Origin of the sequence: Nonomuraea sp. B12E4, assembly GCF_039871825.1 — a bacterium.
Classification (GTDB): domain Bacteria; phylum Actinomycetota; class Actinomycetes; order Streptosporangiales; family Streptosporangiaceae; genus Nonomuraea.
In genome coordinates this window covers 78,277-101,211 of record NZ_JBDPME010000023.1, presented here as the reverse complement: position 1 = coordinate 101,211, position 22,935 = coordinate 78,277, and the positions used below count along the sequence as shown (strand labels likewise).

The 22,935-nt window shown below is 70.6% G+C and carries 25 protein-coding genes and 1 pseudogene; 9 read left to right on the top strand and 17 right to left on the bottom strand.

Annotated features, from left to right (window positions below):
• Nucleotides 1-6 precede the first annotated feature (6 nt).
• The 3 genes from ABGB18_RS36945 (at nt 7) to ABGB18_RS36935 (ending at nt 2,251) form a co-directional block, all read left to right on the top strand.
• A complete protein-coding gene (locus ABGB18_RS36945) occupies nt 7-333 on the top strand; it encodes a hypothetical protein (RefSeq protein ID WP_347700313.1) in 327 nt (108 codons plus the stop codon).
• Nucleotides 334-971: 638 nt separating this feature from the next.
• Nucleotides 972-1,106, top strand: a complete 135-nt coding sequence (locus tag ABGB18_RS36940; RefSeq protein ID WP_347700312.1) for a hypothetical protein — start codon at nt 972-974, stop codon at nt 1,104-1,106.
• Entirely contained in the window at nt 1,103-2,251 is a 1,149-nt protein-coding gene (locus ABGB18_RS36935) for a methyltransferase domain-containing protein (protein ID WP_347700311.1), read from the top strand. Before ABGB18_RS36940 ends, ABGB18_RS36935 begins: the two co-directional genes overlap by 4 nt.
• Nucleotides 2,252-2,312: 61 nt before the next feature.
• Here ABGB18_RS36935 and ABGB18_RS36930 read toward each other — a convergent pair whose 3' ends face one another.
• The 4 genes from ABGB18_RS36930 to ABGB18_RS36915 are packed head-to-tail and all read right to left on the bottom strand — an operon-like array spanning nt 2,313 to nt 4,111.
• Nucleotides 2,313-2,711, bottom strand: coding sequence for a hypothetical protein (locus ABGB18_RS36930; protein WP_347700310.1), 399 nt, complete (start codon nt 2,709-2,711; stop codon nt 2,313-2,315).
• Between the two features lie 35 nt (nt 2,712-2,746).
• Nucleotides 2,747-3,049 (bottom strand): hypothetical protein, encoded by a 303-nt coding sequence (locus tag ABGB18_RS36925; protein ID WP_347700309.1) that lies wholly within the window; start codon nt 3,047-3,049, stop codon nt 2,747-2,749.
• A 38-nt stretch (nt 3,050-3,087) separates the two neighbouring features.
• Nucleotides 3,088-3,312: a DUF397 domain-containing protein gene (locus tag ABGB18_RS36920; RefSeq protein ID WP_347700308.1), complete on the bottom strand. Its 225-nt coding sequence runs from the start codon at nt 3,310-3,312 to the stop codon at nt 3,088-3,090.
• Nucleotides 3,299-4,111: a helix-turn-helix transcriptional regulator gene (locus ABGB18_RS36915; RefSeq protein WP_347700307.1), complete on the bottom strand. Its 813-nt coding sequence runs from the start codon at nt 4,109-4,111 to the stop codon at nt 3,299-3,301. The genes ABGB18_RS36920 and ABGB18_RS36915 overlap by 14 nt, the downstream gene beginning before the upstream one ends.
• Nucleotides 4,112-4,305: 194 nt before the next feature.
• Here ABGB18_RS36915 and ABGB18_RS36910 point away from each other — a divergent pair, with 194 nt between their 5' ends.
• Nucleotides 4,306-4,752, top strand: a complete 447-nt coding sequence (locus ABGB18_RS36910) for an ATP-binding protein (RefSeq protein ID WP_347700306.1) — start codon at nt 4,306-4,308, stop codon at nt 4,750-4,752.
• Between the two features lie 48 nt (nt 4,753-4,800).
• Here ABGB18_RS36910 and ABGB18_RS36905 read toward each other — a convergent pair whose 3' ends face one another.
• Both ABGB18_RS36905 and ABGB18_RS36900 read right to left on the bottom strand, forming a co-directional pair.
• On the bottom strand, nt 4,801-5,190 hold the full coding sequence (locus tag ABGB18_RS36905; RefSeq protein WP_347700305.1) for a hypothetical protein: 390 nt from the start codon (nt 5,188-5,190) through the stop codon (nt 4,801-4,803).
• Nucleotides 5,191-5,396: 206 nt separating this feature from the next.
• The gene (locus ABGB18_RS36900; RefSeq protein ID WP_347700304.1) at nt 5,397-6,245 is read right to left on the bottom strand and encodes an FtsX-like permease family protein; all 849 of its coding nucleotides are present in this window, start codon (nt 6,243-6,245) and stop codon (nt 5,397-5,399) included.
• A 29-nt stretch (nt 6,246-6,274) separates the two neighbouring features.
• On the opposite strand from ABGB18_RS36900, the gene ABGB18_RS36895 reads away from it, so the two are divergent.
• Nucleotides 6,275-6,607, top strand: coding sequence for a hypothetical protein (locus tag ABGB18_RS36895; protein WP_347700303.1), 333 nt, complete (start codon nt 6,275-6,277; stop codon nt 6,605-6,607).
• On the opposite strand, the gene ABGB18_RS36890 is transcribed toward ABGB18_RS36895, so the two are convergent.
• The 6 genes from ABGB18_RS36890 to ABGB18_RS36865 all read right to left on the bottom strand — a co-directional run bounded on the left by ABGB18_RS36890 (nt 6,576) and on the right by ABGB18_RS36865 (nt 13,732).
• On the bottom strand, nt 6,576-7,253 hold the full coding sequence (locus ABGB18_RS36890) for an ABC transporter ATP-binding protein (RefSeq protein ID WP_347700302.1): 678 nt from the start codon (nt 7,251-7,253) through the stop codon (nt 6,576-6,578). The two genes, ABGB18_RS36895 and ABGB18_RS36890, sit on opposite strands and share 32 nt — an antisense overlap.
• Nucleotides 7,246-8,985: a peptidoglycan-binding protein gene (locus ABGB18_RS36885; RefSeq protein ID WP_347700301.1), complete on the bottom strand. Its 1,740-nt coding sequence runs from the start codon at nt 8,983-8,985 to the stop codon at nt 7,246-7,248. Before ABGB18_RS36885 ends, ABGB18_RS36890 begins: the two co-directional genes overlap by 8 nt.
• Entirely contained in the window at nt 8,985-9,836 is an 852-nt protein-coding gene (locus ABGB18_RS36880) for a hypothetical protein (RefSeq protein ID WP_347700300.1), read from the bottom strand. Before ABGB18_RS36880 ends, ABGB18_RS36885 begins: the two co-directional genes overlap by 1 nt.
• A gap of 32 nt (nt 9,837-9,868) precedes the next feature.
• A complete protein-coding gene (locus ABGB18_RS36875) occupies nt 9,869-10,750 on the bottom strand; it encodes a hypothetical protein (RefSeq protein WP_347700299.1) in 882 nt (293 codons plus the stop codon).
• Nucleotides 10,751-10,773: 23 nt separating this feature from the next.
• On the bottom strand, nt 10,774-11,127 hold the full coding sequence (locus ABGB18_RS36870; protein WP_347700298.1) for a PadR family transcriptional regulator: 354 nt from the start codon (nt 11,125-11,127) through the stop codon (nt 10,774-10,776).
• Nucleotides 11,128-11,203: 76 nt separating this feature from the next.
• On the bottom strand, nt 11,204-13,732 hold the full coding sequence (locus ABGB18_RS36865; protein WP_347700297.1) for a glycoside hydrolase family 9 protein: 2,529 nt from the start codon (nt 13,730-13,732) through the stop codon (nt 11,204-11,206).
• A gap of 174 nt (nt 13,733-13,906) precedes the next feature.
• Here ABGB18_RS36865 and ABGB18_RS36860 point away from each other — a divergent pair, with 174 nt between their 5' ends.
• Nucleotides 13,907-14,833 (top strand): hypothetical protein, encoded by a 927-nt coding sequence (locus ABGB18_RS36860; RefSeq protein ID WP_347700296.1) that lies wholly within the window; start codon nt 13,907-13,909, stop codon nt 14,831-14,833.
• A gap of 420 nt (nt 14,834-15,253) precedes the next feature.
• On the opposite strand, the gene ABGB18_RS36855 is transcribed toward ABGB18_RS36860, so the two are convergent.
• A complete protein-coding gene (locus ABGB18_RS36855) occupies nt 15,254-15,439 on the bottom strand; it encodes a hypothetical protein (protein ID WP_347700295.1) in 186 nt (61 codons plus the stop codon).
• A gap of 296 nt (nt 15,440-15,735) precedes the next feature.
• On the opposite strand from ABGB18_RS36855, the pseudogene ABGB18_RS36850 reads away from it, so the two are divergent.
• A pseudogene (locus ABGB18_RS36850) lies at nt 15,736-15,852 on the top strand (SAM-dependent methyltransferase); the annotation flags it as partial.
• Here ABGB18_RS36850 and ABGB18_RS36845 read toward each other — a convergent pair.
• The 4 genes from ABGB18_RS36845 to ABGB18_RS36830 form a co-directional block, all read right to left on the bottom strand.
• Nucleotides 15,837-17,048 carry a tetratricopeptide repeat protein gene (locus ABGB18_RS36845; RefSeq protein WP_347700294.1) on the bottom strand — a complete coding sequence of 404 codons (1,212 nt, stop codon included), beginning with the start codon at nt 17,046-17,048 and terminating at the stop codon, nt 15,837-15,839. The pseudogene ABGB18_RS36850 and the gene ABGB18_RS36845 overlap by 16 nt on opposite strands.
• On the bottom strand, nt 17,042-18,382 hold the full coding sequence (locus tag ABGB18_RS36840; RefSeq protein ID WP_347700293.1) for an AAA family ATPase: 1,341 nt from the start codon (nt 18,380-18,382) through the stop codon (nt 17,042-17,044). The genes ABGB18_RS36845 and ABGB18_RS36840 overlap by 7 nt, the downstream gene beginning before the upstream one ends.
• 97 nt (nt 18,383-18,479) lie before the next feature.
• The gene (locus tag ABGB18_RS36835) at nt 18,480-19,229 is read right to left on the bottom strand and encodes a sulfite exporter TauE/SafE family protein (protein ID WP_347700292.1); all 750 of its coding nucleotides are present in this window, start codon (nt 19,227-19,229) and stop codon (nt 18,480-18,482) included.
• Between the two features lie 58 nt (nt 19,230-19,287).
• A complete protein-coding gene (locus tag ABGB18_RS36830) occupies nt 19,288-19,431 on the bottom strand; it encodes a hypothetical protein (RefSeq protein ID WP_347700291.1) in 144 nt (47 codons plus the stop codon).
• 238 nt (nt 19,432-19,669) lie between these two features.
• Between ABGB18_RS36830 and ABGB18_RS36825 the strand changes: the two genes are divergently transcribed.
• Nucleotides 19,670-22,009: a glycoside hydrolase family 2 protein gene (locus tag ABGB18_RS36825; protein WP_347700290.1), complete on the top strand. Its 2,340-nt coding sequence runs from the start codon at nt 19,670-19,672 to the stop codon at nt 22,007-22,009.
• Between the two features lie 144 nt (nt 22,010-22,153).
• On the top strand, nt 22,154-22,921 hold the full coding sequence (locus tag ABGB18_RS36820) for an SDR family oxidoreductase (protein ID WP_347700289.1): 768 nt from the start codon (nt 22,154-22,156) through the stop codon (nt 22,919-22,921).
• Nucleotides 22,922-22,935: the final 14 nt, after the last annotated feature.

The window sequence follows — 22,935 nt, the reverse complement described above, 5'->3', positions numbered from 1 at the left end:
GAACAGATGGCCGACCAGCTTGGATTTCAGGCTCGGCACTTCTCCCTGAACAATCCACGGGGCGAAGAGCAAGACAACGTGCCCAACCTGCTACGCAGGCTCGCCAGCACGATCGAGGGGATGGGCAAGATCGAGATCCGCGATCTGGTCTTCCATAACGACACCGACGACGACGGCGATCCCTGGCCGTTCGTGACGATTTACTTCGACTACGTGCAGGAAGACGAGGGCGAGGACGAGGACGAGGACGAGGAAGGCCTTACCGGCAACGGCTACGCCGCCGGTTCTGTGGCCGCGGCGCTCTCACCCGAGGCCGAACAGCGCCGCCCCTGACCGCCTCCAGGAGCGCCGGCCATCAACCCGGCTCGCCCTCCTGGGCGGTGGTGGACTGCGGCCGGGTGCCGAGGAGTACGAGATCTACCAGGTGGGCGACCAACCGCTGTGGGATGGGTGGTGGATGCCTACTTTCGGCGGATGAGCTGGGGGCCGGGCGCGAGCGCTGGGGCATGACTCCCGATGGGCCGTGCTGCCGCTCCCGGCCGGGATCAGTTCCCGGCACAGGACCCACGCCTCAGGCCCGGCCGGAACCTTCCGACGGCCCATCATGACCCGAGTCTGAATCGTCGGTTCCAGTCCGAAAGGCCGTCAAGGTCTTCAGGACACTCTTCATAGGCTCACGTCAGTCCGGAGTTCCGCCTGCTCCATGCCACCAGCGTCCTCGCACAACCATGCTGCCGACCGCCCACTCTGACGGGCCCGGACGGGCCCACCGGGGAGAATTGTCCCCCAACGGGAAGTCTGCCGTGTCCGCTGACAACCCGGTGTCCCTCGGTATGCCCAGGGACAGAGCAAGGACGGCATTGTGAAGTCTCCAAATGGGTAATGGGCCCTCAGGCCGGCTCACGGATAGCGTACGTTGCGTAGTTTCGCACTCACGATAAGCGTACGATTCGATCGCCTGGGGGTTCACTTTGGGCAAGCACGAGGGCGGCAAGAAGGGCGACAAGCCGTTCAAGCCTGAGCCACAAGGCCCGGACAAGGCACAAGGCGGAGACGGCAAGCACAGCAAGGGCAACAGCAACAGCGGCGGCAAAGGCAAGAAGTGACAGACCTCGCCAAACGGACCGAAGCGCTGATCGGCCAGGTCACCGCCCTCGTTCCGGACGCCGCGTGGGTTTACGACGCCATCCGGGCGGTGCCCCGCCATCAGTACATTCCGCACGTAGGCCAGGCATGGGCGCCGGACGGAGGCATCCGCGTCATCGACCACGACGGCGATCCCGATGACTGGTGGAACGCCGTCTACTCCGACACCAGCATCGTCACCCAGCTCGACGACGGTGCCACCGACCTGGCCACGGGCTCGGGTGAGTGCACGTCCTCGGCTTCGGCGCCCAGCACGGTCGCCAACCTGCTGCGGCTGCTGGATCCCGAGCCCGGCCACCGGGTGCTGGAGATCGGCACCGGAACCGGCTGGACAGCGGCGCTGCTGTCCCATCTCGTCGGCGGGCACAACGTCACCTCCATCGAGGTGGACGACGCCGTCGGCGAGCAGGCCGGCAAGAACCTCGCCGCCGCCGGGGTCGACCCCTGCCTCATCGTGGGCGACGGCGCGCACGGGTGTCCGTCGCGCGCGCCATTCGACCGGGTTCACGTGACCTGCGGCATCCAGACCGTGCCGTACACATGGGTCCAGCAGTCCCGGCCCGGCGCCGTGATCGTCCTGCCGTACCGTCCCGGCTTCGGCACCGGTCACGCGCTGCGGCTCGTCGTCATGCCGGACGGTACGGCGTACGGCCGCTTCCCCGGCTTCGCCGACTACATGATGATGCGCTCCCAGCGCAGAGCCCCAGGCCGGCCGCCGCGCACGTCTGCGGACAAGCACCACCTCACCACGCACATCGACCCTCGCACGATCGCCTACGCCCCGGCCGGGGCGGACCTCGCCATCGCCGCGCTGACCGGCCTGGCCTCCCACGGCAGCGCCGAACCCGACGAGGACGGGGAGCTCTGCCGACTGTGGCTGTCCGATCCGGGCAACCCATACTCCTGGGCGGTGGTGGACTGGCGCCCGGGTGCCGAGGAGTACGAGATCTACCAGGTGGGCGACCGGCCGCTCTGGGATGAGGTGGTGTCCGCCTACTTCCGGTGGGTGAGCTGGGGGGAGCCCGAGCGCGAACGCTTCGGCATGACCATCACGCCCGAAGGGCAGCGGATTTGGCGGGATTCCCCCGACCGGGTGGTCGAGTAGACGGCGGTAGGTCCGTCGGTTGACAAGACAATCGCCCCGAACGCTGGAACGTGCCGTTCTCCTAGACTTTGAGCCACTGGATCTGCCGTGCTCCGAGTTCGACGGCGGCCTTGCACAACGCGGGAATATGGGAGCCATCGGAAGAGAGCAGGCGTCCGGGTGCGTTGGTGGAGGCCGTTGTGGCCGTCACGAGCGCGTCGACGACGTTGTCGTGACCATCGAGCCCTGCGCAGTCCAGCAGCCCTGCTGCCAGGTCGGCCAGTTGCTCGGTGACGGGCACGATCACCAGCCGAGATCGGAGCCAGCGCATGCGGGCCGCTGCCTGCCCGGTCCTACGCTGCTCAGCGAGTGTGACGACACTGATGGCCGCGGCATAACCGTCTTCACGGGAAGCTTCCACCAGGTCCACGGTTTCGGCATGGTTATCAGCCAGCAGCGAGAGGGCCTGAGCGTCGAGCACCAGTAGCGGGCCAGTAGCCGTGATCGGGACGTTCCTCAGGCGTCGCGCCACCGACGCCTCGCCTGCTCCAAGCGCTCTTCGCTGATCGGGCCGTGCTGCCGCTCGTACTCATCGATGATCTCGCCGGTCTTTATCAGGGCCAGCCAGTGTTGGGCGGCACTGGACATGAAGGCGGAGAACTCGCCACGTCCGACGTGCGCGTCGATCTCAGCGGCAAGCTGCTGTGGCATGGTGATGGCTTTCTTGACCTTTGGGCCAGGCGCATCATGAGCAATGTACAGCGCGGCCCGAGAAGGCTCCGAGTCGTCGCGCACGGGCTCGCTCGCTGCAGCGTCCATAGGTCCCATCATACCATTGGTATGACGATCAAGGACGGCTAGAAGTCGAATTCGCCGAGTTTGGCGCCGCCCACGAAGGCGCGGAAGACGCTGCCCCGGAGGATCATCGGCTCGACGTCGGGTTGTTCGGAGTCTCGGATCGCGTATCGGTCGCCGCTCAGCTTGGCCGCGTAAAGGCAGTTACCTCCTTGGGAGCTGGAAAGCGTGGATTTGGTCCACTGTGCGGCCTTCAGTTCGACGCCCAGCTCGTCACTGATCTTCATATCTCGCCGTCACCTCGCGTATCAGCCGCTTGCTCACGTGTACGGGATGCGCCCATTTGTGAATCTCATTGTATTTGAGGGTCACGCGCCGTACCGCCTCATCCTGGGCGGAGACGGAGCCTCGTGCGGCGTCTTCGAGGTGGACGTGGTCCCGCATGCCTTCGCCTTGAGCGATGGCGAAGCCTCCGACCAGGCCCGCCGTAGCGCCTACGTCCAGCGGTACGACCTGGATCGAGATGTTCGGCCGTTCAGCCATCACCAGCAGGTGCTCCAGTTGCTCCTGCATCACGTCCTTTCCGCCGACGGGCCGAAGGAGAACGCACTCGTCAATCAGCGCCCAATATATGAGCGGGTCCTTGCGCTCGAACACGGACTGCCGCTGGAGTCGTGTTGTGAGGGCTTCCTCTCTCCACTGTTCTGTGACCCCAGGTTCGGACGCGAAGAGGGCTTGCGCGTAGCGAGGTGTCTGTAGAAGTCCCGGGACAACAAGGGGTTCCCACGTTCGTATCGTGTCCGTTTTCGCTTCCACCCTCGGCCATTCGCTGAACCACTTCTCCGTGGACATGACCGATGTGTTGGGCAGTAGCCGATAGAGGTCTCCGTTCAGCCCCAGAGCGGCTTCCGCGGCGAGTGTGAACTTCTTGGTCGGCCGACGCTTACCGCGCTCGATCAGCCCGACGAGGCTCTCACTGCAGGAGAGCACCTCTCCCAAGGCCGCTTGGGAAAGGTGGGCGGCGTCCCGCGCCGCCTTCAATACCGCTCCATACCCCTCGACCGGGGATTCCGGTTGCTCGTGCATTGGCAGTCACGCCCTTTCGGGGGCATCCGCACAAACCACATTTTAGTCTGTCTGAATACGGACAGTTGCGTGCTGATTGCAAGCTAGCTGGGAGTTGGCACTCTTGTAAATGCTTCCGAAAAGCAATCAGGAGGCGTCCGGACACATGGCTGTCCGGATAGGACGGCGGCAAACCCAGACAAGTCGGTGATTTTATGCGGACAGAAATCGAAGCGGCAGACATCGTCCTTTGGAGAAGTGCGACGCTGTGCCGAAGTGAACGGGCGCCGTGGCACGCCCGGCAAGCCACCGGGCTGTGGCTGGTCGACAGCCATCCGGATGTCCGGGCGGACGCGCTCCAGATCGTCACCGAGCTGGTGACCAACGTCATCCAGCACGTGCCGGGGGGTCGGGGGCGGGACTGGGTCACGGTGCGGCTGGGGTTCGGCGGCGGCTTCGTCCGGCTGGAAGTGATCGACCCGGGCACCCGGACGCCGGCGCCGTGCTTCCTGCCGCTCCAGCTCGAATCCATGGCGGAGTCAGGTCGTGGCCTCGGCATCGTGGCCGGGCTGAGCATCCGTTGCGGAACGCACGTCATCGAGCGCTGTCACCGCGTGGTGTGGGCAGACCTGGTGCTTGGGGTCGGCGGCGACGCGTCATGACGATGGCCGGTAATTCCCGGGCTGGGCAATTCGTCAGTCGGGCATTCGTCAGTCCGGTGCCCAGTACTTCTCCAGTGCTTCCTCCAGGAAGCGGACCACCGGCTGCCAGTCGGCGGGGAGTGTGTAGCGGGTGGCGCGGCGTCCCTGGTAGGTCAGGGTGTAGGCGATGAAGTCGGCGCCCTGGGGCTGCGCCTCGGAAGGGCCGATCCGTAGTTTGGCGAGGTGGCCGCGCAGTTCGGTCAGCTCCTCGGACGTCAGGGGCAGGTCCACGACCGGGCCGGTGCGGCGGCTGAACTTGGCGCGGCCGTCGGCGGCGACGATCACCCTGTTGTCGAGGCCCGCGAAGCCGCCCTGTTCGCGCAGCTCGACCAGGCGGTTCTGCAGGTCCTGCGAGTCCTGCCGGCCCTGCGGGGCCTGGTGGGGTCGGGTCGCGCTCACCGAGGGCGCAGGTGTTCCTGCGGAGGAGGCTGGAGCCTCCGCGACGTCCGCGCGCCCCTGGGTCCCTGTCATGGCCGCTGGTGCCGCGCACGTGCTCGTGGTCAAGGCCAAGACCAGAACCAGCGCCGGCGGCAGCACGATCCGCCAGATTCTCCTCATGTCCTTTGGACGTGCCCGAGCGCCGAGCGGCTCAACCGGGAGGACACCTATCTGAGCGCGTCCACCGGCTCCATCCGGGCCGCGCGCAGCGCCGGGTAGAGCCCGGCCAGCAGTCCCACCACGGCCCCGGCGACCGGCGCGGCGACCGCCAGCCACGGGTCGAGCAGCGGCGTCCACTGCTTGGCGGCCGAGACGGCGACGATGGTGACCACGCCCAGGCTGGCCCCGATCACCCCGCCGGTCAGCCCGATCAGCGTCGACTCCAGCAGGAACTGCGCGGCGATGTGCCGCCGGGCCGCGCCGAGCGAGCGGCGCAGGCCGATCTCCGGGACGCGTTCCATCACGGTGACGAGGGTGACGTTCGCGATGCCGACCGCGCCGACCACGAGCGAGACCAGGCCGAGGATCAGGAAGAGCGCGTTGACGTCGTCCTGCGCCTGGTCGCGCGCCCTGGTGGGGCTGGGCGGGGCGACGACCTGGAGCATGTCGCCGTTGCCGGGGCTGAGCGCCGCCGGGGCCTGGCCCGCGATCAGGTCGGCGGCGCCCAGACTGGTGTTGACCAGCACCCTGGTGACGTCGCGCAGCCCGAACCGCGCGCCCACGGTGGGCGGCACGATCACGGCAGTGCTCAGGTTCCGCTCGCGGCGCAGGTCGCCGAGGATCCCGATCACCGTGTACGCGTGCTCGCCGATGAAGATCGCCGGAGCCCGGTCGAGCCGGGTGACGCCGAGCAGCTTGGCCGCCTGGTCCCCGATCACCGCCACCCGGTCGCCCCGCCGGATGTGCCCGACGTCGTAGAACCTGCCCTGCACCATCCGGCCGCGCGCCGCCTCCGGCAGCCCGGTGGAGGCGGCCAGCACGGTCAGGGACTGCGCGGTCACCCTGGTCGGGTCCACGAGGGTCGTTGGAGCGTACGGACAGGTTCGTGCTGTCCTTGGACTCGGCCACCGCGGCGGCGGACTCCACCCCGCGCAGCCTGGTCACCCGGTCGATCGCGTCCCACGCCACCAGCGGCACGTTGTCCGACTCCGGCACCTCCACCGTGAGGGCGGTGGCCACCAGCTCGTCGAAGCGGCCGACGATCTGGTTGCCCGCGGTGGCGGCGACGCCGAGCGTGACGACCAGGGTGGTGATGCCGAGCACGGTGCCCAGCGTGGTCAGCGCCGAACGTACGGGCCGGGCGAGCATGCCCGCGAGCGCCTCGCCGCCCAGGTCGCGTACGTGCATCACTTCTCCTCCACCAGCACGCCGTCGGTGATCCGCACCCGCCGCCCGGCGCGCTCGCTGACCTCCTGCTCGTGCGTGATGACCACGATCGTCAGGCCCTGCCGCCGCAACTCCTCGAACAGGTCGAGCACCGCCTCGGTGTTGCGGCTGTCGAGGTTGCCCGTGGGCTCGTCGCACAGCAGCAGGGACGGCTCGCCCATGAGGGCCCTGGCGATGGCCGCGCGCTGGCGTTCGCCGCCGGACAGCCGGTCGGGACGGAAGTCCGTCCGGTGACCGAGCCCGACGCGTTCCAGCGCCGCAAGGGCCCGCTCCCGCCTGCCCCTGCGCGGCTGCCTGCCGTAGATCTCGGCGAGCATGACGTTCTCCGCGACGGTACGGTGGGCCAGCAGGTGGAAGGACTGGAAGACGAAGCCGATCCGGTCGCCGCGCAACCGGGTCCTGGCCCCGTCGCCCAGGGCGGTGGTCTCGGTGCCATCCAGCCGATAGCTGCCCGAGCCGGGCCGATCCAGCAGGCCCAGCACGTTCAGGAGTGTGGACTTGCCCGAGCCGGACGGGCCCACGATCGCCAGGTAGTCGCCGCCCTCCACCCGGAGCGAGACGTCGTCGAGCGCCCGCACCGGCGGGTCGGCCGGGAACTCCCTGCGGACCCCGGTCAGCTCGATGACTGGCTCAGGCACCGCTGACCACCACCCGGTCGCCCTCCTTGAGCGCGCCGGTGACCTCGACGTTGCCGTCCGCGGTCAGCCCCGTGCGCACCTCGACATCCCTGGTCTGGTCGGTGGCGTACTCGACCCGCACCCGCGCCCTGCCGTCCGCCGCGGTGATCACCGCGGCCACCGGCACGACCAGCACGGGCTCGTCGGTCGCTCCCACCGTCACGCGCGCCGTCACCGCGGTCCCCGGCTTGAGCCCCTTCGCCGAAGCGGGCGTGAGCAGCACGGGCTGGGCCCCGTCCGCGGGCTTCTCGCCGCCCGGCACCTCGGCCCGCGCGCCGACCGCGGTGAGCCTGGCGGGGTACGACCTGCCCGTGTCGAGCTCGATGCTCGCCTCCATGCCCGTGCGCAGCAGCTCCGACTCCGTGGCCTCGACGGACCCCGTCACCATGAACGTCGCGCTGGTCACCGTGGCGACCTCCTCCTCGATGCGCCCGCCGGCCTTCACCGAGGTCTTCTGCACCCGGGCGGGCAGCTTGGGCAGGAACACGATCTCGCCGGGCGGGACGGAAGTGCCGTAGGTACGGCTGTACTCGGCCAGCATCGACTTCGCCGCCGCCACGTTCGTCTTCGCGTGGGACACCTTGAGCCTGGCGGGGGAGAGCTGCCTGGCCCGGCGCAGCGCCTGCTCGGCCGTGGCCAGCGCCTCCTGCGCGGTGCGGCGGGCCTTGCTCAGGTCTTCGAGGCTCTTCTCGCGGGCCTGGCGGGCCTTCTCCAGGATGCGGCCGTGCTGCTCGGTGGCCTCCGCCAGATCCGCCCTGGCGTTGGCCACCCGCATCTCCAGCAGCTCCGTGTCGGCGGTGGGCTCGCTGCTGGGAACGGCGACGGGAGCCACCGTGCGGGTGGGCGTGGCCGTCGGGGTGGCGGCCGGGTGGCTCCTGGCCGCCTCCAGCGCCTGCTCGGCCGCCAGCAGCTTCTCCTCCGCCGCGCGCACCGCCGCGTCCGCCGCCACGAGCGCGGCGTCGTCGTCGGGGGTAAGCCGCTGTGCCTCGGTCTCCTTCAGCGCCCGGTCGGCCGCCTTCAGGTCGGCCTTGGCGTTGTCCACCTTGAGCTTCAACGGCAGCACGTCCCGCCCCTGGTCGAGCGCCTGCTGCTCGGTCGCGAGGGTCTCCTCGGCGGTCTGTACGGCCCGGCGCAGCGTGTCGTACGCCTGCCGGTCGACCAGCGTCGGCCGCTGGGCCTCGTACCCCTTCTTCCGGTACATCCTGGTGACCGCCGCGATCGTGGCCTGGTCGAACACGCCCGAGGTGGGACCCCCGTACCCGAGCCTGCGCAGCGCCCGCTGCAACTGCTTGACGTCGTCGCCCTTGCCGCCGGGCGCGATGGCGCGGTGCATCGGCACCGTGCCGCGCAGCGCGAACACCGGGCGGCCGTTGACCTCCATCAGCACGGAGCCCTCCTTGAGGGTGCCGACGTGCGGCGCGCGGGTGGCCCGCTGCAGCTCGGAGGTGCCGCCGACCACTCCGGCGAGGCTGACAGGCAGCGGCGAGCCGTACTCCAGGGTGCCGCTGAGCACGACCGTGCTGACGAGCTTGCGGCGCTCGACGGCGGCGGTGACGAGTGAGGGGGTGGGCGCGGCGCGGCGGGCGGCCTCGTCGGCGGGCGAGCGCAGCCGGGTGCCGACCGCCCAGCCCGCACCGGCGATGACCACGACGCCGGCGACGACGCCGGCGAGCAGCTTGCGCGGGGACTTCATCAGGGACGGAAGGCGAACTGGTCGCTGATCCGATTCTCGATCGCCGACTCCCGTGCCATGTAGGCCGCGTAGAAGTCCTTGCCGCATTCCAGGTCGTCGAGCGCGGCCTTGATCTCCCGGTTCAGGTAGGGCCTGGCCTGCTGAGGGGTGAACTCCACGAAGGCCTCCACATGCTGCTTTTTGTTTATCTCGACCCGCTGGAGGTCGAACACGTCCCCGCCGCGACCCGCGAGGGCCGTCGGCGCGGTGTCGCTGACGGCGTAGCCCTTGCTCCTCAGGCAGTCGGACATGGCGGCGGTCAGCTCCCGCAGCTCGGGGTCGCCGTCGAGTTCGGCGGTCATGGCCCGTTTCCGGGCCGCGAGCATCTGCTGGATAAGGTCGCCATGCGACTTCACGGTCAGGCCGAGCACCTGCGTGACCGCCTCGCTCGTGCAGGTGTCCCTAGCCTTCGTCCAGGCCTCCTGCTGGGTCGGGGAGAGGTTGAGCGCCACCTGCATGTTCGGGTCGGAGCCCGGTTCGGGGACTCCGGCCAGCCTGTTCATCTCCTCGCGATAGACGGGGATGGACCAGATCCCGAAGCCATATTTTTGGCGATATTTCCGCATGGCCTGGTAATTGCCGGAGGCGCGGCTGCGTTCCTCCTCGGTCTTCTCCTTTGGCTGCACCCACGCGACGTACTTGAATCCGCGCTCTTTCATGCAGTCCGCCTTGACCGCCTCAATCTGGTGCTTCTTGTCCATGCCGGCGGTCGCGACCGGCGCGGGGCGGGGGCTCTCCGTGGCGCCCCCGCAGCCGCAGAGCAGGGTCGCCGAGAACGACAGGGCGAGGGCAAAGGTGGATCTTCTGGGCATGGCGGGACCATACTCTGTTTAACGTAGCATGGTCAATCCAGGCAGTGCCGCCGGGGACGGAAGGGCGCGAGGACCGCCCACAGGGCCAGCAGGACCAGTACGCCCCAGTACGCGAGGTGCTGCCTGGTCAGCTCCTCGCCGTGCAGGGCCGGCTCGCCTGAGGCGACCAGCAGGTAGATGCCCGAGGCGAGCGCCCACCGGTGGTCGCGCGCCAGGTAGCCGGCGGCCGCCGCCAGCCCGAGCGCCGCTGCCTCGACGGCCATCCTGCTCAGGCTCAGCGGGTACGACGTATCGTCCGCCAGCCACGCGGGACCGGCCCACGCCGCCCCCACGACCGCCGCCCACCACCACCATGACCTGGCCCGCGGGCGCTGCCGGGAGGCGAGCACGAGCAGGCCCACCAGCACGACCGCGTAACCGGCGGCCACCACGAACGGGCTGCTGTCCGAGTAGAGCGGCCGGTCGGTGAGGAAAGACGGGTAGACCGGGATCAGGGTCACGTCGAACGGCTGCTGGCCGCTCGCGAGGAAGACCGACTTGGCGCCCGCGGCGAGGGTGAGCGGGAACGCCGCGAGCACCCATCCCCGCTGGACGGCCAGCAGCGCGAGCGCCGACAGCACCGTCCACAGCGGCAGCGTGCCCGCGTACGGCAGCAGTGCCGCAAGGTTGGCCGCCGCCACGGCCGTGACGCCCAGGTGCAGGCCGTCCGCCCACGGGGTGCCGGCCGCCTGGTGCGCGATACGGCTGCGTACGCCGCCCAGCAGCAGCCCCCACGCCTCCCTGAGCGCCGGGACCGTGCTGCCGGGCTCGGCCGACTCCAGCAGCACGTCGAGCAGCTCGTCGCCGTGCGCGGCGCGATAGCTCCTGGGGTAGGCGAGCAGCAGCCGGCGGTAACGCCGTTCCAGGGCCGTCATACCGCCCACCGTTTCGACGGCCGTCACAGGCCCGGCAGCCGTGGGACGAGGGCGACGGCCTCCTGCGGCCGCAGGACCAGGGAGGCGGCCGCCTGCATCCGCCTCGCCTCGGCCTCCACCAGGGCCTGGCCCTCGTCGGTGATCCGGAAATAGCGCCGGTTGCGGCCGTTGACCGTTTCCTCGCGGTCCACGGTGATCACGCCGCGTTCGTTGAGGCGTTCCAGGATCCCGTAGAGGGTGCCGACCGACGGCTGGACCCGGCCCCCGGACAGCTCCTTGATCGACTTGCTGATCGCGTGCCCGTGCAGTGGTCCGGAGCGGAGCGCGGTGAGCACGAAGTACATCGGCTCGCTGACTTCAGAGGTTCCCCTGGGCATGGGGGCAACAGTATTCCGTTCAACGGAGCGTCGGCAAACGCCCGGCGGCCCCCTGATGGGCCGCCGGGCGTTCAGATCACCCGCAGCGGTCGCCGTCGAGGTGGAAGACCTCGGGTGCCGGGTTCGGGCCCGAAGCGGCCGTGCCGGTGAAGCCGAACACCGCCGACCTGCCCGGCTTGATCCTTTCGTGGCTCCTGGCCGTCACCACCGCGCCGGACTGCGCCAGCGCGGCGCCCCAGCCGGCGCGCACGCGCTGGCCGCTGAGGAACGACCAGCGCAGGCTCCAGCCGTCCACGCTCTCCTTGCCGGTGTTCTCGATCACGATCTGGGCGTTGAAGGCGCCCGGACCGGCTCCGTGCGCGGAGTAACGCACCCGGCAGCCGGCCCGCTCGCTCTTGTCGGCCAGGAACGCCGAGATCCAGGCCAGCGGGGAGTTCCAGTTGATGGTCAGCTCGTTCGTCGCCCACGACTCGATGTGGTCGATGTAGCAGAACTGCGGCTTGCAGCCCTGCAGCAGCCGCTGCGCGAGCGGGTCCTGGATGGCGGAGTTGGGGCCGCCGGCCAGCGTGCCGCGCGGCGGGTTGGGCAGGGCGGGGTCGAGCTGGCGGGCGTACCAGCGGCTGTGCTGGTTCTTCGAGGCCACCTCGCCGTAGCCGGTCACGTACGACTGGTTCAGCGCGTTGCGGCCCAGGATGTAGTCCATGCCCTCACGTACGGCCGCGCGGTACTTCTCCTGCCCGGTCAGGTCGTAGGCCGTGGCCAGCACGACCATGTTGTTGAGCACCAGGTTGTTGGAGCCCCAGTCGAAGTCCGGCGGGTTGTACGGGAGGCCATACGCATGTGCGCGCTGGGTCGCCAGATACTTCTCGGCCCCGTCCACCACCGACTGCCGCACCCGCGCCCGGTCGGGCAGGGCGTTGGGCACGGTCGCCAGGTCCAGCCGGCCGAGCTGGGCGGTGTTGCCCCAGTCGAAGCCCCGATCGCGCCAGATGTCGCCCGTGTGGTGCGGCGAGGCCAGCACGAAGTCCTTGAACTCCTTCTCGCCCGTCGTGATGAACAGCTCCGCCGCCGCCCAGTAGAACTCGTCGCTCACGTCGCCGTCGCTGTAGGCGCCGCCGCCGTTGCCGTCGTTGGGGTCGGCGTACCTGGCCGGGTTCGCCTTGGCCGCCGCCCACGCCTTGCGGGCCGCCGTGAGGTTCCTGGCGGCGAACGCGGCGTCGTACGGGGCGAACAGCCGAGCCGCCTGGGCCGCCGTCGCCGCCAGGTTGAGCGTGGCGGCGGTCGAGGTCGGGTGCAGCTCGCGGAGCTGCGGGTCCAGGTGCGGCAGCAGGGGCAGGCCGGTCCAGTTCTGGTCGTGGATCTTGTGGTGGGCCATGCCCGCGAACGGCTTGCCGTCCGGCACCTGCATGCTCAGCAGGAACTCCTGCTCCCAACGGGCCTCGTCCAGGATGTCGGGTTGGCCGTTGCCGCTCTCCGGGATGTCGAGCTGACCGTCCCGGAAGGCCGCCTTGTCGCGTTCGTAGGCGGCCATGAGCTGGTAGACCGAGATGCCGCCGTTGACGACGTACTTGCCGTGGTCGCCGGCGTCGTACCAGCCGCCCTTGACGTTGAGGGAGTAGTCGCAGACGCCGGGCTGGCAGGGCACGCTCACGTCGCCCTGGTTCGGCGCCACGCCCGCGTGGCCCGCCGGCCGGCCGTAGCCCGGCCTGAGGCTGTCGAGGATCTCGATGCCGCTGCGCTGGGTGTAGTAGAACTTCAGCGCGTCGGCCGGCAACTCGTCGTAGATGCCGGCCGAGATGTCGAACGGCCTGCTCGTCTCCCCGTCCGCGGTCAGCGTGTAGTCCTTGCCCGGCTTGCGGTAGGAGCCGAAGTCGAGCGTGTGCACGTTCTGGCCGGAGCTGGCGTCCACGCCCCTGGGGGTGGTCCGGCCGGTGGCCACGGTCCTCTTGTCGGCGTTCTTCAGCTCCCAGTCCAGGGGCGCGGTCTCGGCGGTGACGACGGTGGCGTTCTTGGGGCCCGCGGGGAGATAGCCGACCATGTTCACGCGCACGCGCGGGCCCGTGTCCGGCTCGTGGACCTCTGGCTCGGCGCCGCCCTTGAGCGACACGTCGTCCATGCAGAACCTCCACGGCTCGGCGCTGCCGCCCAACTGGAAGACCACCTGGGCGTTCGGCAGCGACACGGGGGCGGTGAACGTGTAGGAGTAGTCGTTGCCCGAGACACTCAGCTCGGGGGCGGCCGACAGATACTGCGTGTACGGGTCCACCGGAAGCTGCACCAGCGCCCTGCCGACCTTCGCGGGGGTGGCCGAGGCACTGAACCGGTAGGCGTAGGTCTCCCCTTCGACCAGGGCGAGGTCGTTCTGGCCGATGATGACGTCCCAGGGGTTGGCCGTGCCGCCGGGGATGTCGGCGCACAGCCGTCCGGAGTCCACGGCGGGGGTCAGGTTGCCGGTGCTCCACCAGGAGGCGGTGCCGGCGTCGAAGGTGCCGTTCACGATCTGCTCGGGTCCCTCGTCGGCGTGCGCCGCCACGGCGGGCGAGATCACGGGGGACAGGGCGACCATGGTGAGGAGGGCCAGTAAGGCGGCCCGGCATCGGGTCATGGAGGTCCTTCGGAGGATGGGAGCGCTCCCATAACACGGAGCGATCCGATCCTCCTTTCCCGCCGCCGCCCCGTCAACGGCCTCGCTCCATCGGTCCGGGAGACCCTGAAACTTTCATCGGGGGCCCGCCCGGCGTCCGTTGCGGATCGGTGACCCGTTTGACAGGGTTCGAGCGTGGTCCGCGCCCTCACCCTGGCCGGGTGCCCCGTGTACGAGTTGCTCGAACGCCAGACAGCCAAGCTGGCCAGGCGGCTCGTCCGCGATTTCGCCGAGCAGATACCCCTCTACCGGCGATTACCGAAGGAAGAGCTCGACGGTGAGATCACCGCCATCACCGAGCACAACCTGCGGCTGGTCTCGCGCATGTTCCGCGACCGCCGCCCACCGACCAGGGGTGAGCTGGCGCCGCTGCGGGAGTCGGCGGCCCTCCGCGCCCAGGAGGGCGTGCCGCTGGAGGCCCTGCTCGCGGCCTACCACCTGGGGGCGCGCATGGTCTGGGAGCACCTGATCGCCGGTGCCACGCCCGCCGACCTCGACGACGCCCTGGCCGCCAGCCGGCTCGTCCTCCTCTACGTCGGCTCGGCCACGGCCGCCGTGTGCACGGCCTACCTGGAGGAGCGCGAGAGCATGCTCAGCCACGAGCAGCACACGATGCACGCCGCCGTCTCCGCGCTGCTCGGCGGCGACCGGGCGGCGCTGGCCGGGGTCCGGCTCGCGCCCCGCTACCTGGTGCTGGCCGTCGCGGTGGACCGGCATCCCGACGAGGACGAGCCGGGCGGGGCCATCGCCGGGCGGCGCAAGCTGCGCCGGATCAGGACCGCCCTCCAGCGACACGTGGCGGAGCCGGTCCTGTCGGCGCTGGACACCAGCGGCGGGTTCGCGCTCGTCCCGCTCCCCGGCGCGGAACCCGGGTGGTGCGAGGTGGCCGACCTGGCCGCCGCGATGGGCAAGGCGGCGGGCGTGTCCGTGTGGGCGGCGGCGGGGTTCGCCGACCCCGCGGGCGTGCCCGCCGCGGCGAAGCTGGCCGAGGAGGTGCTGGAGGTGGTACGGCTCTTCGAGCAGCCGCCGGGCGCCTACCGGCTGGCCGACGTGCGCCGGTGAAGCCCGCCGGTAACGCCATCCCGTTCGCGTCGGGCACGCCGAGCGGCCCGTACGGGCTCGCCCCGGCCGACACGGAGACGGACGCCGCCGCCTCGTGCCACACCGCCCCCGAGAACGCCACTGCTCCAAGGCTGATGAAAGTACGGCGCCGCATCGCGTCTCCACCGGTCGCAGTTCAGTCGCAGACAAACGATGAGCGATGCTCGTCATTCTGTGAACTGGACAGCGCGGTAAAGATGGGCGGTCAAATCTGTGACGCCTCACAAAGCGCCAACGCGGGCTCTCGGGGCCCTGGCTCGGCTCGCGGGCGGAGTACGCGATGATCGCGAGGGGGGTGACGAAGATCGGCGGCAGCACGGCAGCCGCCGACCTGTTGAACGACGACGCGGTGTTCGGTATGGCGTCATCGTTGATCCCGCCTCACCCGTCGCGGCAGAGCGGCCTGCCCCCCACCACGCAGGCGATCTCGTCGAGCTCGCAGCTCAGCAGGGTGCCGTCCATGCCGAGCACGAGCACGAGATCGCGCCGGGACGGATGCGCCAGCATGACCCTGCCGACGACGCCATTGTCCAAGATCACGGTAGGGCGGCCTGCCGTGTTGTCCATGCCCTCGTAACTCCTCTCGGCTCTGGTGCAGGCCCCGCACCGGACCCGTCCACAACCAGGATGCACAGCGGCGGCCCTGAGCGCATCGGTCAGTCGGCCTTATTTCCGGTACGACATGGAAAGTCACTCTGTGTCGGAATTAGGCGAGAACACGTTCTGTTTTGCCTGCTGATCGGGCTTTAACGGGCTGCTCCGCCCGTCCGTACTGGCGAGTAGTGTGGCGTCCAACTGGTACGCGGCGAAGGGGACAGGCCTCGTGACCCGAGCTAGAACGCGTTCCGCCCGGCGTCGATCCGGCGGCCCCGAGCCCGGCCCGGATGTACGACCATCTGCTCGGCGGAAAGGACGACGTCGCGGTGGATCGGGCGGTAGCCGAGCGACCGCCCGAGGTGCTCGGTCAGCGCAGGGGCTGAACGGTGGCGGCCTGGCGCCCGCGCAGCAGGCGGCGTACCCCGGCGGCCACCCAGATCGTGCCCAGCCCCGCGTAGGCGCTGAGCAGCGCGGCCGACGTGGAGCCGAGCGCCACCGACCCGGCGATCGTCACCCCCAGCAGGCCGGTCCACCCGTACAGGATCGCGCGCCCCCGCGCCGAGCCGGTGTGCGCGGCCTCCTGCACGGCGGTGACCAGCGTCATGACCGCCACTCCCGCGGTGCCGACCGTGTCCCGGCCGAGCCCGATGCCCAGCGCGAGCACTCCCGCGCCGGCCACGACGAGCAGGCAGCACACCAGCGCCGTACGGGCCTCGACCCCCGCGAACAGCAGCCGGGTCGCCCGGCCCAGGGTCAGCCGCAGCATGGTCACCGACTCGGCCACCCACGCCGCCCAGTGCAGCAGCGCGATGAGCACGAAGACGGCGATGAGCGGGGGGAGCAGGGGCAGCAGGCCCAGCATCCCCCACCCGCCGAGGTGGCCCCGTGACTTCGTCAGCACCCGGTAGAGGGGGTTGCGCAGCTTGAGCGCCGTCACCAGGAGCTCCCGGGCCGGGTCGAAGCCGGGATCCAGCCGCAGCGTCTCGCGGAAGGACTCGGCGGCCCGCCGGGGGGCGCCGAAAGCCAGCTCCGCCTGGCCGAGCGTCAAGTGCGCCGTGGCGCTCTCCGGGTCGAGCCGCACGGCGTGCGCGGCGGCGGCCCTGGCCGGCTCCCCCTCGCCGAGACTGATGTGGATCTTGGCCAGCAGGCTCACCAGGTCGGAATTCTCCGGATCCAGCGCCAGCCCGCGCCGGGCCGCGTCGGCCGCCTCGTGATACCGGTCCCGTTGTAGCCGCACGTTGGCCAGCAGCTTCCAGGTCCTGGCGTCCGCGGGGTTCAGTGCCAGGGAGGCCTCGATCGCGCCGATGGCAAGGTCGGTGTGGCCGATGCGGTGGTACACCACGCCGGCGACGTAGTGCGGGTACGGGTGGTCGGGCGCCAGCCGGATCGCCTCCTGCGACTCCGACACCGCCTTGACCGGCCGGCCCTGCCACACCAGCGCCAGCGCCAGCATCGCATGTGCCGTGACGTGCTCCGGCTGGACGGCGAGCAGGCCGCGCAGCTCCCGCTCGGCGTCGGCCAGGCGCTCCATCCGCAGCAGCGTGCCCGCCCGCAGGATCACCTCACTCGGGTTCACCACTTGCGCTTGATGTAGGGGAGCAGCTCGTCCCACGCACCGGACTCGTTGGCGTGCAGCACGTAGTTGCGCGCGGTGGCCAGCCACTCGCGTACCGCGGTGGGCCGGGCGCCCTTGGCGGCGGCCAGCAGGTCGGGCGTCGACATCGGGATGGGGCGGCCCGCGCTGATCGACTGCTGCAGCTTGACCTCCACCGCCCGGTCCACCAGGCCCTTCAGGTCCGCGCCGACGAACTGGTCGGTGACCTTCGCCACCGCGTCGAAGTCCATTTCGGCCAGCGGCTTGTCGCGGCAGAGGATGCGCAGGATGGCCGCGCGGGCCGCGGCGTCCGGCGGCGGCACGAACACGAGCTGGTCGAACCGGCCCGGGCGGCGGAAGGCAGCGTCGACGTACCAGGGCGCGTTCGTGGCCGCCAGCACCAGGACGCCCTCGTTGGCGTGCTGGTCCACGCCGTCGAGCTCGGCCAGGAACTGGTTGACGATCTGCCGGTTGTGCGCCTGGCGCATGTCGGAGCGGCGGGCGGCGAGCGCGTCCACCTCGTCGAAGAACAGCACGCACGGGCGGTTGCGGCGGGCCTGGTCGAACGTGGCACGCAGGTTGCGCTCGCTGGAGCCGATGTACATGTCCAGGATGTCGGCCAGCCCGACGCTCAGGAACGATGCCCCGAGCTCGCCGGCGGCGGCCCTGGCCAGGTGGGTCTTGCCCGCTCCCGGCGGCCCGTACAGCAGGACGCCGCCGCCTGCCCGCTTGCCGAAGGCGGCGAAGAGCTCCGGCTGCTGCAGCGGCAGCAGCAGCTTGACCCGCAGCGTCTCCTTGACCGCCTCCATCCCGGCCACGTCGGCGAAGGTGACCTCCGCCTGGTCCACCTTCCCGTCGGCCTCCTGAGCGACCGGCCCGGGAGCCGGAGAGGACGTGACCGGCTGCGCTGCCGCCACGGGGGCCACCAGGCGGGCGGCCAGCTCGGGGTCGGCCACCGACGGATCGCGGGAGACCGCCTCGTGGTAGCGGTAGCCGGCCTTGCCCGTGTCACCCTCGCCGAGCAGCGCCCGGGCCGCGAGCACGCCCAGCCTCGGCGGGTAGCCGGTCTCGGCCAGGAACGGCTCCAGCGCGGACAGCGCCGCCCCGTACGCGCTCTGCCGGACGAACGCCTCGGCCAGCCCGGCCGTGACGTGCGGGTCCTTGGGCGCGAGCACGAGCGCGGCCCGGAATTCGGCCTCCGCGTCGGCCAGGTAGCCCTTGGCGAGGAGCTGCTCGGCGAGGTGCCGCCGGAGGGGGAGATTGTCCGGGGACAGGCGCGCCGCCTCCCGGAGCGCCTGGAGGCCGGCGTCGTCGAGCACGTTCCTGGTCCCTTCGTCGCAGATTTGCGTCCCAAAACGAGGCAGACTACCGAAAGCCACCTCTACCAGGCGGTGGTAGTGCTGGGGGCATACCTGGCTAATCGGTGAGGAGCTTGGCGATCGCCACGACGCCGATGCACACGATCACGGCACGCAGGACCGGGGCGGGAAGCCGGCGGCCGATGCGGGCGCCGAGGAAGCCGCCGATCATCGAGCCCATCGCCACCAGCAGCACCGCCACCCAGTCGATGTCGGCGATGAAGATGTACAGGACGGCGGCCGCGCCGTTGACCAGCACGACGAGCACGTTCTTGGCCGCGTTCAGTCGCTGCAGCTCCTCGTCCAGCAGCAGGCCCATCAGGCCGATGAGCAGGATGCCCTGGCCCGCGCCGAAATAGCCGCCGTACGCGCCGGCCAAGAGCGCGCCCAGCAGCAGCCAGGGGCCGCCGTGCGCGTGCCGGGGGCGGCTGGCCAGCATCCTGCTGAGCCTGGGCTGGATCACCACCATGGCGCACGACAACGCGATCAGCACGGTGACGACCGCCGTGAACGTCTGCTCCGGCAGGTTGAGCAGCAGCAGCCCGCCGATGATCGAGCCCGCCAGGGAGGCGGGGGCCAGCCGGAGCAGCCGGGCCCGCTGCCCGGCCAGCTCGGTCCGGTAGCCCAGGACCCCGGCCAGCCCGCCGGGCACCAGGCCGATGTTGTTGGACACGTTGGCCGTGATCGGCGGCAGCCCGATGGCGAGCAATGTCGGGAACGTGATCAGCGATCCGGATCCGACGACGGTGTTGATGCCGCCGCCCGCGATGCCGGCCGCGAGGACCGCGACCATCTCCCAGGGCGTCATGACGCGAGACTATAGATCATGTCTTACCGGTTAAGACCAATCGTATCGATGGGTGAGATCAACGTCCGGGAGGGGTGGTGCCGCCCCTGGTCACGAGCGCCGGCTCCGCGTGGAGGCCACGGACGAACCGGCCGGACCGGCCGTCGAGCGCGTGGGAGACGGCCACGCGGAAGGCGCCGGCACGACGGGCGAGGTCGCTCATCGTCGTCTGCCGCCCCCCATCAGCCCTCCACGTCAAGCCCCCGTATAGGGCCGTCAAGCCCTCGTACATGGCCATGGTAGTCCGGGTCCCACAGCTCGCCCCGGGCAGGGGCGATACCCGGAGCTGGTATCCGCCTCTCATGGATCTTGCTTTCACGGTTAACCAACCGTTGACGACCTAGGGGTACGGACGTAAAGTTCGGCTCGCTTACTCGGTTTAGTGACCACCGGGAGACGACGTGTACCGTCCGCTGCACGACGGCTGGACCCTCCGCGCAGCCGGTGACGCCCCCGCGGGGCCAGCCGCGATTCCGGCGCGCGTGCCGGGCAGCGTGCACACCGACCTGCTGGCCGCCGGCCTCATCGACGACCCCTACCAGGACGACAACGAGACGCGGCTGGGCTGGATCGGGCGTACGGACTGGGTCTACGAGACCACGTTCGACTGGCAGGACGACGGGCACGAGCGGGCCGACCTGGTGTGCGCGGGCCTGGACACGATCGCCGTGGCCAGCGTGAACGGGCAGGAGGTGGGCCGCACCGCCAACATGCATCGCACGTACCGGTTCGAGGTGCGCGGCCTGCTGCGCGCCGGGGCCAACACGCTCCGGGTGGCCTTCCGCGCCCCCTACGCCTACGCCGAGGAGCAGCGCGAGCTGCACGGGGAGCGCCCCGGGCCGTACGACGAGCCGTACCCGTTCATCAGGAAGATGGCCTGCAACTTCGGCTGGGACTGGGGACCGACGCTGGTGACCAGCGGCATCTGGCGGGACATCGGCCTGCACTCCTGGTCGGGCGCGCGCCTGGCGGAGGTGCGCCCGCTGGTGCGCGGCGACGGCGTGGACGTGCACGTGCGGGTCGAGCGGACCGGGGACGCGCCCGTGACGGTCACCGCCGACGTGGCCGGCGTGCGTGCCGAGACCAAGCTGGAGCAGGGGGAGAGCACGGCCGTGGTGCGCCTGGACGTGCCGGACGCCGAGCGGTGGTGGCCGCGCGGGTACGGCGGGCAGCGCCTCTACGCGCTCACCGTCCACGCGGGCGGCGACCGGTGGCAGCGGGAGATCGGCTTCCGCACGATCGAGCTCGACCCGGACGCCTTCCGCCTGATCGTCAACGGCCGCCCCGTCTTCGTACGCGGCTACAACTGGATCCCCGACCACTGCTTCCCCGCCATGATCACCCCCGAACGCCTGGCGGAGCGCTTCGGCCAGGCCACCGCCGGCGGCGCCAACGCGCTGCGGGTCTGGGGCGGCGGCCTGTACGAGTCGGAGGACTTCTACACCCTGGCCGACCGCCTGGGCCTGCTGATCTGGCAGGACTTCCCGTTCGCCTGCTCGGCCTACCCCGAGGAGGAGCCGTTCAGGACGGAGGTCGAGGCCGAGGCGCGCGACAACGTGGCGCGGCTGGCCGGCCACCCGAGCCTGGCGTTGTGGTGCGGCAACAACGAGAACATCGAGGGCCACCAGCACTGGGACTGGCGGGCTCCGCTCGGCGGGCGGAGCTGGGGCGCCGCGTTCTACTACGACCTGCTGCCGGGCGTCGTGGCCGAGCTGGACCCGACGCGCCCGTACTGGCCGGGCACCCCCTACTCGGGAGCCCCCGACCGCGACGTGCGCGACCCCTCGACCGGCACCGTGCACCTCTGGGACGTGTGGAACCGCGAGGACTACACCCGCTACGCCGACCACAAGCCGCGGTTCGTGGCCGAGTTCGGCTTCCAGGGGCCGCCCGCCTATGCCACCCTGCGCGCGGCCTCCTCCGACGAGCCGCCGACCCCGGACACCTCGCACCAGAAAGCGGACGACGGCGAGGCCAAGCTGCTGCGCGGCCTCGGCGCGCACCTGCCGCGGCCGGAGACGTTCGACGACTGGCACTACTACACGCAGCTCAACCAGGCCCGTGCGATGGCGTTCGGGGTGGAGCGGTTCCGCTCGCTCATGCCGTACTGCATGGGGACGATCGTCTGGCAGCTCAACGACTGCTGGCCGGTGACGTCCTGGTCCGCCGTGGACGGCGCGGGCCGCAGGAAACCCCTCTGGTACGCCCTGCGCCGCGCCTTCGCCGACCGGCTCATCACCCGGCAGGACGGGGCCGTCGTGCTGGTCAACGACACGGACGAGGAGTGGGCGGGCACCCTCGGCCTGTCCCTGCGCGACCTGTCGGGGCGGGTCCTGGCGGCGAACGACGAGCCCGTCACCGTCCCGGCCCGCGCCACGCTCCGTATCGACCCTGACCAGGCCCGGCAACCGGACGCCGCCCTGCTCACCGCCGAGCTGGACGGACAGCGCGCGCTGTTCGCCCTGGCCGAGGACCCGGAGCTGGCCTACCCGCCCGCGGCGTACGCGGCGGCCGTCGAGCCGGAGGAGGGCGGGCTGGCGGTCACCGTCACCGCCACCACGATCCTGCGCGAGCTGGCCCTCTTCCCTGACCGGCTGGACCCGGCGGCGAGCGTGGACGAGCAGCTCGTCACGCTGCTGCCCGGGGAGAGCCGCACCTTCCACGTCACGACCGAGCGGGACCTGGACCCGGCGGCGCTCACCGCCTACCCGGTGCTGCGCTGCGTCAACGAGCCTCGCTGAAGCCCGTCAGGGCAAACTTCTCCACCCGGCAGGTTGTACTCGCGTTATCAGGGGGAGAGTTTGGCGCTCGGGGGGAGCCCCGTTGACGAGCTCGGCGGCTATAACCGTGGTGCACGGAGAAGCATCTCTCAGGTGGGAGCGGGCATGGACCTCAGCGGAAAGATCGCCGTGGTGACGGGCGCGGGCCAGGGCATCGGCGAAGGCAGCGCGCTGCGGCTGGCCGAGGCGGGCGCGGCCGTCGTGTGCGTGGACATCAACCCCACGACGCTCGACGAGACCGTCAAGATGATCCGCGGTAACGCGGGCGAGGCCGTGGGCGTGTCGGCCGACGTGTCCACCCGGGAGGGCAACCGGGAGTGGGTGCGCCGCGCCTGCGCTGAATACGGGCGCATCGACGTCCTGCACGCCAACGCCGGGGTCACGCTGCTCGGCCGGGTGGAGGACTTCTCCGACGAGACCTGGGACCACCTGCACGACCTCAACCTCAAGGGCGTCTACCTGGGGATCAAGGAGGTGCTGCCGGTCATGCGCGCGGCCGGCGGCGGTTCGGTGGTGATCACTGCCTCCGTGCTCGGCCTGGTGGGCGATCCCGACCTGCCCGCGTACGGGGCCACCAAGGGGGGACTGCGGTCGATGTGCCGCTCGCTCGCGGTGGCGTACGGGCCGGAGAACATCAGGTTCAACACCGTCTGCCCCGGCGACGTGGAGACGCCGGGGCTGAAGGACTATTTCGACTTCCAGCCCGACCCGGAGGCGGCCCGCCGCTCGATAACCGCCCAATATCCGATGCGCCGCTTCGCCAGCCCGCGCGACGTCGGCAACGCGGTGGCCTTCCTCGCCTCCGACGACGCCTCCTACATCACCGGCACGGACATCGTGGTCGACGGCGGGATCCTGGCCAAGGTCTACTGATCCCCGGTCCGCCG